Here is a 12,962-nt window from a genome sequence, read left to right on the forward strand (position 1 = left end):
ACCAGGGCGATCTCGGCGAGGCCGCCGAAGTTGGTCTCGAAGCCCCAGATGCGCTGCTCGGGGTCGAGCATGGTGTCGTTGTGGCCGTCGGAGGACTCAAGCTCCACGCTGAGGCAGTGCGCGACGACCTCGTCACCCGGCTTCCAGGCGTTCACGCCGGGGCCGGTGCGCAGCACGACGCCCGCTAGGTCGGAGCCGATGACGTGGTACGGCAGGTCGTGGCGCTTGGTGAGCTCGCTGAGGCGGCCATAGCGCTCCAGGAAGCCGAAGGTCGGCACCGGCTCGAAGATCGAGGTCCACACCGAGTTGTAGTTCACGGACGACGCCATCACGGCCACCAGGGCCTCGCCAGGCCCGAGTTCCGGAACGGGGACCTCGTCGACGTGCAGCGACTTCCGCGGGTCCTTGTCCGCGGACCGCATGCCCTCGAACATCCCCGCGTCTTCTTTGTGGACGACGACACCCCGATAGCTCTCCGGAACCCTCAGGTTCGCGAAATCGTCGGACGTCGCCTCGCCGGAAAGGACGGCGCTCACTATTTCTTTCACGTGGGATACCTCAAGGAAGGGGGAGCGGGCGGGAATTGCGCGGGCATCTTTCCACGACCGTAGAGTCCGCCACGGAGAGGCAGTACCCCTAACTTCCGTACCCCTGAATTCCATGACCCCCTAGAGTTCTCCACTCGCCGAAGTGGCCGGGGAATTAGGGGGTTGCCGGTCGGCGGCGTTCTCCTGCAGTGTCACAGAACAGGCAAGGAAGCCAAGGCAAGCAGGCAAGGGCAGGAATGACCGACAGCAACAATGACGGCGCGTCATGGATTCGACGGTTCCATCCGTCTCCCGACGCGGATCTGCGACTGGTGTGTTTCCCGCACGCGGGTGGCTCGGCCAGTTTCTTCTTCCCGCTGTCGCGGGGTCTGACGCCGCGCGCGGAAGTGCTGGCGATGCAGTACCCGGGCCGCCAGGACCGCCGCTCGGAGCCGAACATCCCCGATATGGGACAACTGGCCGACAGAGCGGCCGAGTCGCTGCTTCCCTGGACCGACAAGCCGTACGCCCTGTTCGGGCACAGCATGGGGTCCACGCTCGCCTATGAGGTGGCGTGCAGGCTCCAGGACGCCGGCCGGCCCGCCAAGGCGCTCTTCGTGTCCGGGCGCCGGGCCCCGCACCGCAACCTGGACGACGGCCTTCACCTGCTCTCCGACGAGGAGATCGTCGCCGACATCGGGGCCCTGGACGGCACGGGCGCACAGGTCTTCGGCGACGCGGAGCTGATGGATCTGGTCCTGCCCGCGATCCGCAGCGACTACCAGGCGGCGGAGACGTATCGATACACCCCCCGTCCCGTCCTGACCAGCCCGGTGCACGCCCTGACGGGGTTCTCCGACGCACGGGTCGACGTCGGCGAGCTGCACCACTGGAAGGAGCACACCGAGGCCGGGTTCGACCTGACGGTGTTCTCCGGCGGCCACTTCTACCTGGCGGAGCAGTACGAAGGGATCCTGGAACTCGTCCGCTCCCGCCTCTTCGAGGGCGCCCTCGTGTGACCGCGTACCCGCTGTCCCGCTCAGCTGGGCGGGACAGACGGCGGGCACACAACAGAACGTCCCGGACGGCATGCCGTCCGGGACGTTCTCACTCTGGTGGCTGGGGCCGGGATCGAACCGGCGACCTATCGCTTTTCAGGCGATCGCTCGTACCAACTGAGCTACCCAGCCACGCGATCCGCGAGGAATCGCAAGCGGTCCTGACGGGATTTGAACCCGCGGCCTCCACCTTGACAGGGTGGCGAGCACTCCAAACTGCTCCACAGGACCATGTTTACGTATGCGAACGAATTCGCATACGTAATGTGGTGCGTGCCCCCAACGGGATTCGAACCCGTGCTACCGCCTTGAAAGGGCGGCGTCCTGGGCCACTAGACGATGAGGGCTAAGGGCCCACCTGGGCGCTTTGCAGCGCGTCGGGGACGTGAGAAGCATATGGGATGCGGGGAGGTATCGCCAAAACGGTTATCGGGGAGCCGGGGAACCGCTCCCCGGCGACCGGCCCGCAGGAGGCGGCGAAGGCGTCGCGCCGGGCTGGTTCTCCTTCGGCAGATGGCGGCTGACCTCCGCTTTCGTCAGGCCGAGCCCGCCCAGCTTGATCTCGTCCCACGCCTGGAGGCGCCGGGTCTCCCGGTCCAGATAGAGGACCGAGGCCTCGACCGGATCGGGGTACTTGCCCTCGACCGCCCGCAGCCCGCTGCCGCCCGTGGACCCCTCGATGCGCAGCCGCGTCCCGCCGTCCATGACCTCCATCTCCTGGTGGTGCACGTGCCCCGCGAGGGCGAGCGGCACCTCGCCGTCCGTCTTCCGCGCGGCGTCGGGGTTGTGCGCGACGGCGATGTCGACGGGCGTGCCGGCCGCCCGCTGGTCCCGCAGCGACGAGGCGAGGCGGATGCCCGCCGTCTCCTCGAAGAGCTTGCCCTGCGCCTGCGCCTCGGAACGGTCCGGTGTGTACTGCGGATCGCCCGTCCCGGCGAACCGCAGCCCCGCCACCGACACGGCCGCCCCGTCGTCGAGGACGTGGACGTTCTTCATGCGCTGGAGATAGCGCTGGGTCGTACGGGAGTCGTGGTTGCCCCTGACCCAGACGTAGGGCGCGCCCAGATCCTCGATGGGGTCCAGGAACGCGTTCTCGGCCGCGCTGCCGTGGTCCATCGTGTCGCCGGAATCGACGATGACGTTGATGTCGTACTGCTCGACGAGCGAAGCGATGATCTTCCAGCTCGCCGGGTTGAGGTGGATGTCCGAGACGTGCAGGACGCGGATCGTGGACGGGTCCGGCTGGTACGCGGGAAGCGTCGACGTCGCGTCGTACAGCTTTGTCACGTTGGTGACGAGACGTGCCAATTCCTGCTGGTACACGTCGAATTCGCTGACGATGCTGCGCGCGTTGCCGACCACCGAGGGGGCGCTGCTGAGGAGGCCGGAGAACTTCGGTTCGAGGACCGACTTCGGGTTCCACGTAGCGTACGCCGCCGCGCCCGACGCCGCGAGGAGCGCGAGGGCGAGTCCGCCCGCCGCCAGGGCCCGGCGCGGGCGCCGGTAGACCGCGAGGCCCAGTGCCGTGGCGCCCGCGACGACGGCGGCGCAGGAGCGTGCGGCCAGGTCGAGCGTGCCGTGCCCGACGTCCTCGGCCACCTCGTCCTGGAGGCCCGAGAGCCGCTCGGGGTGGTCGACCAGGGCCTGGGAGCGGACCGGGTCCAGGCGGTCCACGTCCACGTCCAGGCGGATGGGGGCGATGTGCGAGCGCAGTTCGAGGGCGCCGAGCGGGGAGACGTTGATCTTCGTGCCGCCGGTGAGCGAGGGGCGCAGCGTCATCCGGGTGTCCATCGGGCCCACCGGCGCGTGCACGCTGCCGACGATCAGCAGGCCGAGCCAGGCGCCGAGCAGGACGACCGCGACCAGGCCCGCCGCGCGGCCGTACGGGTGGGGAGGGCTGATGAGCTCGCTCACCGGGTGCGGGTGGCGGGAGCGGTAGTGGCGTACGAGGGCGGCGAGCGCACGGAAGTCGCGGGCCATTGGTCCGGTATGCCCGGGGGAACAGGCGGCTATGCGGGGCGGTGGCCGACAATGGGGGTGTGCTGGAGATGACGCGGGAAGAGTTCGAGGAACTGGTCGCCGAGGCGCTTGACCGGATTCCTCCCGAGTTGACGCGGTTGATGGACAACGTGGCGGTGTTCGTGGAGGACGAACCACCCGCCGAGGATCCCGAGCTGCTGGGGCTCTATGAAGGGACCCCGCTGACGGACCGGGGTGAGTGGTACGCGGGCGTGCTGCCCGACCGGATCACGATCTACCGGGGGCCGACGCTGCGCATGTGCGAGTCGCGCGAGGACGTCGTCGCTGAGACGGAGATCACAGTGGTCCACGAGGTCGCACATCACTTCGGGATCGATGACGAGCGCCTGCACGCCCTGGGGTACGGCTGACGGGTCCGGCGGCGGCCGGGAGCCGCGGTCCGTGTCCTGGTCTGTGCGCTGGCGGTTGACCCGGTCCGTGTCCTGGCCCGCGTCCCGGTCCGCGGTCCTGGTCCGTGTCCTCTTGCGGGGCAAGGGAGTTGGGTAGGGCGTCCCCGCTTCTCAGCGCCTCGGAGGTGCTCGGCCGTGCGCCAGTTGTACGTTCCTGTCCGGTGGACCGCGGCGGCCGTGGCGGTCATGGCGACCGCCGGCTGCATGAGCATCGGAGCCGACGGGGGCGGCGACCCCGGCCCCGCACGGTCCGGGGGCGAGCGCAGCGCCGCGGCTGCCCCGGACGGCGGCAGCGCCTCGTCGGGCGGCGGTTCGGCCGGTGGCGGTGAGGGTGGCCGCGGCGACGCGAAGGGCGGCAAGCACGGCAAGCAGGGCAAGCACGGCAAGGGCAAAGGCAAGGGCAAGGCGGGTTCGGACGAGTCCGGCGGGTCCGGTTCCGGCGCCGCCCGTGCCTCCGCCTCGGCCTCACGGGGCGGCGACGACCCGGCCCCGCCGACGCAGGGCGGGCGGGTCACGCCCACGCGGGACGATCCCGACCCGCCGAAGTCGACCCCCACTCCCGATCCTCCGAAGCCGACCCCGACGCCCACTCCCGAGCCCACGCCGGAGCCCTCGTCGTCGGCACACGAGCCGCCGGGGCAGGGTCCGCAGCTGGGGGACCGGTCGGCGGGGCTCGGGTCACGGGAGCCTTCGCCGCAGGCGGGGCCTGCTTAGGCCGGTCCGCTCTGCTGCGGGCTCTGGCCTGTTGCGGGCCCTGCTCTGCTGCGGTCTCTGGTCTGTTTCGGGCTCTGGCCGAAACGGATACGCGCCTGTCCTGAACCCGATTTGTCGCAGGTGAGACAGGCTGCGGGGGGCGGATTCCAAGGCACCCCGGAGGGTCCGCTTTGCCTTCTGGGGGGGGGGGTGCGTATGGTGGTAGATCGTTTGATCCCATTTGCCCGGCGCCGAAAAAGAAGAGCGCCGCGTGGCGCGTACTCTCCCTTGCCGTGGCTGACCGCATAGAGGCGGTCCATTGCGAAATCACGGAGTTGACGGGCGCGTGCCGAGACTCCGGAAGGTTTCGCATTTCGCATGTCCATTTCTCATTCTGACCACGCCGTCCTGCCCGAGAACGAGACGACCGGCACCGACGAGCTGACGGCCGAGGCCGTCGCCGAGGTAGTCGAGACCGTCCAGGCCGCGGACGTCGTGGAAGCCGCCGAGCAGGTCGTCGTCGAGACCGAGGCTGCCGCCGAGGCCGACGAAGACACCCCGAGCGGCCCCAGCTTCGGCGACCTCGGTCTGCCCGAGGGCATCGTCCGCAAGCTCGCCCAGAACGGCGTGACCCACCCCTTCCCGATCCAGGCCGCGACCATCCCGGACGCCCTGGCCGGCAAGGACATCCTCGGCCGTGGCCGCACCGGCTCCGGCAAGACCCTCTCCTTCGGTCTTCCCCTCCTCGCGACGCTTGCCGGTGGCCGCACCGAGAAGAAGAAGCCCCGCGGCGTCATCCTCACGCCGACCCGTGAGCTCGCGATGCAGGTCGCGGACGCCCTCCAGCCGTACGGCGACGTGCTCGGCCTGAAGATGAAGGTCGTCTGCGGCGGTACGTCCATGGGCAACCAGATCTACGCCCTGGAGCGCGGCGTCGACATCCTCGTCGCCACGCCGGGCCGGCTGCGCGACATCATCAGCCGCGGCGCCTGCTCGCTCGAGGACACCCAGATCGCGGTGCTCGACGAGGCCGACCAGATGTCCGACCTGGGCTTCCTGCCCGAGGTCACCGAGCTGCTCGACCAGGTTCCCTCCGGCGGCCAGCGCATGCTGTTCTCCGCCACGATGGAGAACGAGATCTCCACGCTGGTCAAGCGCTACCTGACCGACCCGGTGACGCACGAGGTCGACAGCGCCCAGGGCAACGTCACGACCATGACGCACCACATCCTCATCGTGAAGCCCCGCGACAAGGCGCCCGTCACGGCCGCCATCGCCGCGCGCAAGGGCCGCACGATCATCTTCGTCCGCACCCAGCTGGGCGCCGACCGCATCGCCGAGCAGCTCTGCGAGTCCGGCGTGAAGGCCGACGCGCTGCACGGCGGCATGACGCAGGGTGCCCGCACCCGCGTCCTGGAGGACTTCAAGAAGGGCTACGTCAACGCCCTCGTCGCCACGGACGTCGCCGCGCGCGGCATCCACGTCGACGGCATCGACCTGGTCCTGAACGTGGACCCGGCCGGCGACCACAAGGACTACCTGCACCGCTCCGGCCGTACGGCCCGCGCGGGCCGCTCCGGCACGGTCGTCTCGCTCTCGCTGCCGCACCAGCGCCGTCAGATCTTCCGGCTGATGGAGGACGCGGGCGTCGACGCCACGCGTCACATCATCAACGGCGGCGGCACCTTCGACCCGGAGGTCGCCGAGATCACCGGCGCCCGTTCGATGACCGAGGTGCAGGCCGACTCCGCGGGCAACGCCGCGACCCAGGCCGAGCGTGAGGTCAAGGACCTCACCAAGGAGCTGGAGCGCGCCACCCGCCGCGCGACGGAGCTGCGCGAGGAGGCCTCGCGCCTGACCGCGCGTGCCGCCCGCGAGCGCGGCGACGACCCGGAGACCGCGGTCGCCGAGGCCACCGCCGCCGCCGAGGCCGTCGTCGAGGCCGCTGTGTCCGTCCCGGAGCAGCCCGTCGCCGCCCGCGAGGAGCGTTCCTCGTACAGCCGTCCGCAGCGCGACGAGCGCGGCAACTACGAGCGCGAGCGCCGCGACGACCGCGGTGGCCGTTCGTTCGAGCGTCGTGACGACAACCGCGGCGGTGGCTTCCGTGGCGGTGACCGTCGCGAGGGTGGCGGCTTCAACCGTGACCGCGGCAACGACCGCGGTGGCCGTTCCTTCGAGCGTCGTGACGACAACCGCGGCGGTGGCTTCCGTGGCGGTGACCGTCGCGAGGGTGGCGGCTTCAACCGTGACCGCGGCAACGACCGTGGCGGCCGTTCCTTCGAGCGTCGTGACGACCGCGGTGGCTCCGGCTTCCGCCGTGACGACAACCGCGGTGGCTCGGGTTTCCGTCGTGACGACCGTCCCTCGGGCGGCTTCCGCGGCGGCGAGCGCCGTGACGACAACCGCGGTGGCTCGGGCTTCCGCCGTGACGACCGCCCCTCCGGCGGCCACCGCGGCAGCGACCGCCCCTTCAACCGTGACCGCCGCGACGACCGCCCCTCGGGCGGCGCCCGCTCCGGCGGCCACGACCGCCCGTCGTTCAACCGCGACCGCTCCGGCACGGGCACCGGCTCCTTCGGCCGCCGCGACGACAAGCCGCGCTGGAAGCGCAACGGCTGAGGCCGCCGCCGGCCTGACCGGCTGAGCTGAACCGAATGAAGGGCCCGCACGGCTTCTGCCGTGCGGGCCCTTCGTCGTGCGCGCTGCTTGCGGGGGACGCGAGGCGTATCGATGTCAGTACGTGCTGTTACCTTCGGGCTTGATCAAGGTGGTGGTCCGGTGGGGAGCCGGACCCAAAGGGAGGGGACCCCGTGATTCGTCATGCCTTCGTACGCAGCGCTGTCGCCGTAGCGCTCGCGTCATCGGCCGTCGTCGCAACTCCATGGGCGGCAGCGGCCGCCGAGAACCGGCCGCCGGACCAGCCGGCGCTGTCCGAGCTCTCGACAGGCGGCGAGGAGTGCGCGAGCGGAGCCGAAAGACCGTACGTACGCACACGGCCGCAGTTGAGCGCGGTGCTCCGTGACCCGGAGGGGCAGTCGGTCTCGGCGGAGTTCGAGGTCGCGTGGCGTGACGAGGCGGGGGAGAGACAGGTGCGCTCGGCCCGGACGACGTCCAAGCGGAGCGGCTCGGAGGCGCGGTGGACTGCCCCCGATGAAGTACCGGCGTTCACCGAAGTGCACTGGCGCGTGCGGGCCTTCGACGGCACGGCGTGGGGGCCGTGGAGCTCTGACGACGGGCGTGGCGAGTGCGGGTTCCTGTACGACTCGGAGCAGCCCGCCAAGCCCTCGGTCTCGTCGCCCGAGTATCCGGACGACCAGCAGGCCTGGCACGACGGCGTGGGGTCGTACGGCACGTTCACGGTCGACTCCTCCTCGGACGACACCGTGGCGTACGTCTACAACTTCATGGGCGACAAGCAGCAGACGGCCAGGCCGAAGGAGCCGGGCGGCCCGGTCGAGCTGCGCTGGATGCCGGAGTCGTCCGGTGTGCACGGGCTTTCCGTTCAGGCGATCGACCGGGCGGGCAACGCGAGCGAACCCACCACCTACCAGTTCCGGGTGGCCAGCGGCCGTACGCCCGTCGCGCGGTGGAAGCTCGCTGATCCGGCGGGTTCGGTCCAGGCCGACGCCACGGTGGGCGGCAGGCCCGCGGAAGCCGGCGGGGCCGTGGTCTTCGGCGCGGACGGGCCGTCCCGTACGGACGTGAAGTCAGCGGTGGAGCTGGACGGTTCGGACGACGCGTATCTGGCGTCGGGAGCCCCTGCCGTGGACACCGGCGGAGCGTTCGCGGTCAGCGCCTGGGTGCGCCCGGGGCCGTCGGGTCGGGACATGGCGGCGGTGAGCCAGGACGGAGACGGGACGCCCGCGTTCGCCCTCGGGGCGGATGCCGCGGGGACCTGGTCGTTCACGATGGGCGGTGAGACGGCGGTCCGGGCGAAGGGCGGTCGGCCCGAGAGCGGGGAGTGGGCGCACCTGACGGGTGTGTACGACCCGGTTGCGGGGACGGCACGTCTCTATGTGAACGGCCGCCTCGTCGATACGGCGGAAAGCGCCGCCGCGCCCGGTGGTTCCGGAGATCTACAGATCGGCCGGGCGCTCGGCGCGGGCGGTCAGGGCCGTCACTGGGGCGGGCGGATCGCCGACGTACAGGTGTGGGACCGGGTGGCCGTCCCGGCCGAGATCGCGGAGCTCGGGAAGCGCGGGACCGTACGGGAAGGGTTCTGGCAGCTCGACGAGGCGGCTTCGGGAGCCAGCCCCGAGCACGACGGCCGGCAGCCGCTGAAGCTGGGCGGGGACGCCCGGATCCACCGCGACGACAGCGATTGCGACGTGGATCCGGAGTGCGTTCCCGGCGAGATACCGATGGTGGGGGCAGGGCACCTGAAGCTCGACGGCGACGGGGACTTCGCGGCGACGGACGGCCCGGTCGTCGACACCGGTGACAGCTTTTCGCTGGCGGCCCATGTGCAGCTGGACCCGGCCGCGGAGGGCCGCATGATGACGGTCATGTCGCTGCCGGGCGAGCACACCAGCCTTGCCACGCTGCGTTACATGCCGGAGCAGCAGAACTGGGAGCTGACCCTGGCCCACGAGGACCGGGCCGGGGCGGAGACGACGAAGCTGACGGCGGAGAACGACTGGGCGTCGAGCGGCGATGCCCATCACCTGGCTGTGGTGTACGACGCCGGTGCCGATGAAGTCCTGCTCTACGTGAACGGGCAGCTGTCGGTGAAGGCCCCGTTCGACCACAGCTGGCGGGCCGCGGGCGGGCTGCAGGTCGGGCGAGCCTCGACGGCGGACGGCTGGGGCGAGTATCTGCACGGCGCCGTCGACGAAGTGCACGCGTACGCGGGAGCGCTCAGCGAGCGGCAAGTGACGGTACTGCGCGCGGGAGGCACGTCGGACTGATCCGTGGCGCCTTCCGGCCGACGATGAGGCATGTCGTGCCCCCGGCCAGGGAATTGCTGGGGGCATGACAAGTGACCCCGGAGAGCGGAAGCAGGCACCACCACTCGTATCCGTACCCGACGCCGGCTCCGACGAGGAGCGGCTTGCTCAGCTCGGTTACACCCAGGTTCTGGCACGGCGTATGTCCGCGTTTTCCAATTACGCGGTCTCGTTCACGATCATTTCGGTTCTGTCCGGCTGCCTCACCATGTACCTGTTCGGCATGAACACCGGCGGGCCCGCCCTCATCACCTGGGGGTGGGTCGCGGTCGGGCTCATGACCTTGTTCGTGGGGCTCGCCATGGCGGAGATCTGTTCCGCCTATCCGACCTCCGCCGGGCTCTACTTCTGGGCGCACCGGCTCGCGCCTTCCCGGACCGCGGCCGCCTGGGCGTGGTTCACGGGCTGGTTCAACGTGCTCGGGCAGGTCGCCGTCACCGCGGGGATCGACTTCGGGGCGGCCTCGTTCCTGGGTGCCTATCTGAACCTGCAGTTCGGCTTCCAGGTCACCGAAGGGCGCACGATCATGCTCTTCGCCGGGATCCTCGTACTGCACGGCCTGCTCAACACCTTCGGGGTGCGCATCGTCGGGCTGCTGAACAGCGTCAGCGTGTGGTGGCACGTCTTCGGGGTCGCCGTCATCGTCGGCGCGCTCGCCTTCTCGCCGGACTCGCACCAGTCGGCGTCCTTCGTCTTCACCGAGTTCGTGAACAACACGGGGTGGGGCAGCGGGCTGTACGTCGCGCTCATCGGGCTGCTCATGGCCCAGTACACCTTCACCGGGTACGACGCCTCCGCCCACATGACCGAGGAGACGCACGACGCGTCCACCGCCGGGCCCAAGGGCATCGTGCGGTCCATCTGGACGTCCTGGATCGCCGGCTTCGTGCTGCTTCTGGGCTTCACCTTCGCCATCCAGTCGTACGACGGGGCCCGCCTGTCGGCGACGGGAGCGCCGCCCGCCCAGATTCTTCTGGACGCGCTGGGAGCGACCGCCGGGAAGCTGCTCCTGCTCGTCGTCATCGGCGCGCAGCTCTTCTGCGGCATGGCCTCCGTGACCGCCAACTCCCGGATGATCTACGCCTTCTCGCGGGACGGAGCGCTGCCGTTCTCGCACATCTGGCACTCGGTCAACCCGCGTACGCGCACGCCCGTCGCGGCGGTCTGGCTCGCGGCCCTGGGCGCGCTCGTCCTCGGCCTGCCCTACCTGATCAACGTCACGGCGTACGCGGCGGTGACGTCCATCGCCGTCATCGGCCTCTACATCGCCTACGTCATCCCGACCCTCCTTCGGCTGCGCAAGGGCGAGGAATTCGAGCGCGGGCCCTGGCACTTGGGCCGCTTCTCCCGCCCGATCGGCATCGTGGCGGTGGCCTGGGTCGGCGTGATCACGGTCCTGTTCATGCTGCCGCAGGTCTCGCCGATCACCTGGGAGACCTTCAACTACGCCCCGATCGCTGTCCTGGTCGTCCTCGGCTTCGCCGCGACCTGGTGGTTCGTATCGGCCAGGCACTGGTTCCTCGACCCGGACCACGAGCGCACGGCGGCCCGCGAGGCGGCCCGGCGCGGGGCCCCGGAACCAGAGGATCCCTGACCGCGCCGTCGCCCCCTCACCGGCCCTTCCCGGGCCCGTCGCGGAACGCGCGACGGGCCAAGGAAGCGATACCCGATCGGACGACGCGAGCTGTCCGGCTATGCTCGGGGGGTGCATCCGCACGGACCGTTAGCTCAATTGGCAGAGCAGTGGACTTTTAATCCATTGGTTGTGGGTTCGAGTCCCACACGGTCTACCACTCAGGCCCAGGTCAGAAGCTTCTGACCTGGGCCTGTCGCGTTACCCCCGTTCGTCACCCCCGTCAGGCCGGTGACGTACGGGCAGAGCGCCTCCACCGCCCGAACGGCCCCGTCTCGCCTGCGGCCCCGCGCCCCGCGGGTGACGCTGGGCCTGCCAGGGGGCCGATCCGGAGGTACAGCATGGGTTCCGTACGACGGGCTCTCGTGATGGTGCTCGTGCCGCTCCTAGCGGGCCTCTCGGCGGCCTGCGGCGCGTCCGGCAGCGGCTCCGGCGGGGAGACCGCACGGGCCCGCCCCGCCGAGCTTGGCTTCGAACACCCCGGAGTGCTCGTCAGCAAGGCGCAGCTGAAGCGCGTGCGCGCCCACGTCGAGGCGCGCGAGCAGCCCTGGCTCGCGGCGTTCGAGCAGATGCGGGACAGCAAGTACGGCGCGGCCGACTACCGGGCCAAGCCGTACGCCGTCGTCGGGTGCCCGGCAGGCGACCGCGCCGGAAAGGGCTGCGTCGAGGAGCGCGAGGACGCCATCGCCGCCTATACCCAGGCCCTGCTCTGGAACGTCACGGGCGAGCGCGCGCACGCCGAGAAGGCCGTACAGATCATGGACGCCTGGTCCCGGGTGATCACCAAGCACACCGAGGCCAACGCGGGCCTCCAGACGGCCTGGGCCGCCTCCACCTGGGCACGCGCGGCCGAAGCGGTGCGCTACACCTACGACGGCTGGACCGACGGCGAACTCCTGCGCTTCGAGCGGATGCTGCGCAACGCCTATCTGCCCCAAGTGCGCGACGGAGCGGCCGACTTCAACGGCAACTGGGATCTCCTGATGGCCGACGCGACCATCAACATGGCGGTCTTTCTCGACGACCACGAAGCCTTCGAGAAGGCGGTGACGCACTTCAGGACCCGCGTGCCGGCCTACTTCTATCTGAAGTCGGACGGGCCGCTGCCCGTATCGCCCGCGAACAGCGGCATCAACACACCCGAGAAACTCCGGAAGTACTGGTTCGGGCAGCGGACTTTCGCCGACGGCCTCTCCCAGGAGACCTGCCGGAACTTCAAGCACGCCAGCTACTCCCTCGCGGCCACCGCGCACATCGCGGAGACGGCCTGGCACCAGGGCGTGGACCTGTACGGCGAGGTCAGGGAGCGGCTCCTGGCCGCGCTGGAGTTCCACTCCAAGTACCAGCTGGGCGCCAAGGCGCCGGACTGGCTGTGCGGCGGCAAGGTGCAGCGGGACATGGGGCCCGATACCGAGGTGGGCCTCAATCACCTGCGGGAGCGGCTGAAGCTTGACCTGCCGGAGACGGAGAAACTCACCCGAGAGCAGCGGCCCGAGGGGACGGATGGCCTGTTCGTGGCCTGGGAGACGCTGACGCACGCGGAGAACGCGTAAGGGCCCGTTCTCCGCCGGTTCGCTTTCACTCCCCCTGATGGCGTAGAGTTGCATTCAACGGCGCGGGGTGGAGCAGCTCGGTAGCTCGCTGGGCTCATAACCCAGAGGTCGCAGGTTCAAATC

At 70.3% G+C, this 12,962-nt stretch carries 9 protein-coding genes and 4 tRNA genes; 8 read left to right on the forward strand and 5 right to left on the reverse strand.

Annotated elements, in window-relative coordinates:
• On the reverse strand, positions 1-548 hold a 548-nt coding region (locus ACQKIP_RS25260), incomplete at its 3' end, for an alcohol dehydrogenase catalytic domain-containing protein (protein WP_427744142.1).
• Positions 549-784: 236 nt separating this feature from the next.
• On the opposite strand from ACQKIP_RS25260, the gene ACQKIP_RS25265 reads away from it, so the two are divergent.
• Positions 785-1,546 (forward strand): thioesterase II family protein, encoded by a 762-nt coding sequence (locus tag ACQKIP_RS25265; protein ID WP_365861519.1) that lies wholly within the window; start codon positions 785-787, stop codon positions 1,544-1,546.
• A 94-nt stretch (positions 1,547-1,640) separates the two neighbouring features.
• Here the strand turns inward: ACQKIP_RS25265 and ACQKIP_RS25270 are convergent.
• The 4 genes from ACQKIP_RS25270 to ACQKIP_RS25285 all read right to left on the reverse strand — a co-directional run bounded on the left by ACQKIP_RS25270 (position 1,641) and on the right by ACQKIP_RS25285 (position 3,565).
• Positions 1,641-1,717, reverse strand: a tRNA-Phe gene (locus ACQKIP_RS25270).
• 24 nt (positions 1,718-1,741) lie between these two features.
• Positions 1,742-1,816, reverse strand: a tRNA-Asp gene (locus ACQKIP_RS25275).
• Positions 1,817-1,859: 43 nt separating this feature from the next.
• Positions 1,860-1,932: transfer RNA gene (locus ACQKIP_RS25280), tRNA-Glu, on the reverse strand.
• A gap of 79 nt (positions 1,933-2,011) precedes the next feature.
• Complete coding sequence (locus tag ACQKIP_RS25285; protein WP_365861521.1) at positions 2,012-3,565, reverse strand: metallophosphoesterase family protein; 1,554 nt, start codon at positions 3,563-3,565, stop codon at positions 2,012-2,014.
• Between the two features lie 59 nt (positions 3,566-3,624).
• Here ACQKIP_RS25285 and ACQKIP_RS25290 point away from each other — a divergent pair, with 59 nt between their 5' ends.
• From ACQKIP_RS25290 to ACQKIP_RS25320, 7 genes are all read left to right on the forward strand, one after another.
• Positions 3,625-3,975 carry a metallopeptidase family protein gene (locus tag ACQKIP_RS25290; RefSeq protein ID WP_190082831.1) on the forward strand — a complete coding sequence of 117 codons (351 nt, stop codon included), beginning with the start codon at positions 3,625-3,627 and terminating at the stop codon, positions 3,973-3,975.
• 174 nt (positions 3,976-4,149) lie between these two features.
• Positions 4,150-4,728: a hypothetical protein gene (locus ACQKIP_RS25295; RefSeq protein WP_365861523.1), complete on the forward strand. Its 579-nt coding sequence runs from the start codon at positions 4,150-4,152 to the stop codon at positions 4,726-4,728.
• Positions 4,729-5,085: 357 nt separating this feature from the next.
• Complete coding sequence (locus ACQKIP_RS25300) at positions 5,086-7,326, forward strand: DEAD/DEAH box helicase (RefSeq protein WP_365861524.1); 2,241 nt, start codon at positions 5,086-5,088, stop codon at positions 7,324-7,326.
• A gap of 191 nt (positions 7,327-7,517) precedes the next feature.
• Positions 7,518-9,614 carry a LamG domain-containing protein gene (locus ACQKIP_RS25305; RefSeq protein ID WP_365861526.1) on the forward strand — a complete coding sequence of 699 codons (2,097 nt, stop codon included), beginning with the start codon at positions 7,518-7,520 and terminating at the stop codon, positions 9,612-9,614.
• A gap of 64 nt (positions 9,615-9,678) precedes the next feature.
• Positions 9,679-11,247, forward strand: coding sequence for an amino acid permease (locus tag ACQKIP_RS25310; RefSeq protein ID WP_365861528.1), 1,569 nt, complete (start codon positions 9,679-9,681; stop codon positions 11,245-11,247).
• Positions 11,248-11,370: 123 nt separating this feature from the next.
• Positions 11,371-11,446, forward strand: a tRNA-Lys gene (locus tag ACQKIP_RS25315).
• Positions 11,447-11,627: 181 nt separating this feature from the next.
• Positions 11,628-12,839, forward strand: a complete 1,212-nt coding sequence (locus tag ACQKIP_RS25320) for an alginate lyase family protein (protein ID WP_365861530.1) — start codon at positions 11,628-11,630, stop codon at positions 12,837-12,839.
• Positions 12,840-12,962 lie beyond the last annotated feature (123 nt).

The sequence above is a fragment of the Streptomyces sp. NPDC059900 genome (assembly GCF_050270335.1).
Classification (GTDB): domain Bacteria; phylum Actinomycetota; class Actinomycetes; order Streptomycetales; family Streptomycetaceae; genus Streptomyces.

Bases quoted from the DNA above. Each gene is read 5' to 3' on its own strand.
- ACQKIP_RS25265 (WP_365861519.1), top strand. From the start codon at position 785: ATGACCGACAGCAACAATGACGGCGCGTCATGGATTCGACGGTTCCAT.
- ACQKIP_RS25285 (WP_365861521.1), bottom strand. From the start codon at position 3,565: ATGGCCCGCGACTTCCGTGCGCTCGCCGCCCTCGTACGCCACTACCGC.
- ACQKIP_RS25300 (WP_365861524.1), top strand. From the start codon at position 5,086: ATGTCCATTTCTCATTCTGACCACGCCGTCCTGCCCGAGAACGAGACG.
- ACQKIP_RS25310 (WP_365861528.1), top strand. From the start codon at position 9,679: ATGACAAGTGACCCCGGAGAGCGGAAGCAGGCACCACCACTCGTATCC.
- ACQKIP_RS25320 (WP_365861530.1), top strand. From the start codon at position 11,628: ATGGGTTCCGTACGACGGGCTCTCGTGATGGTGCTCGTGCCGCTCCTA.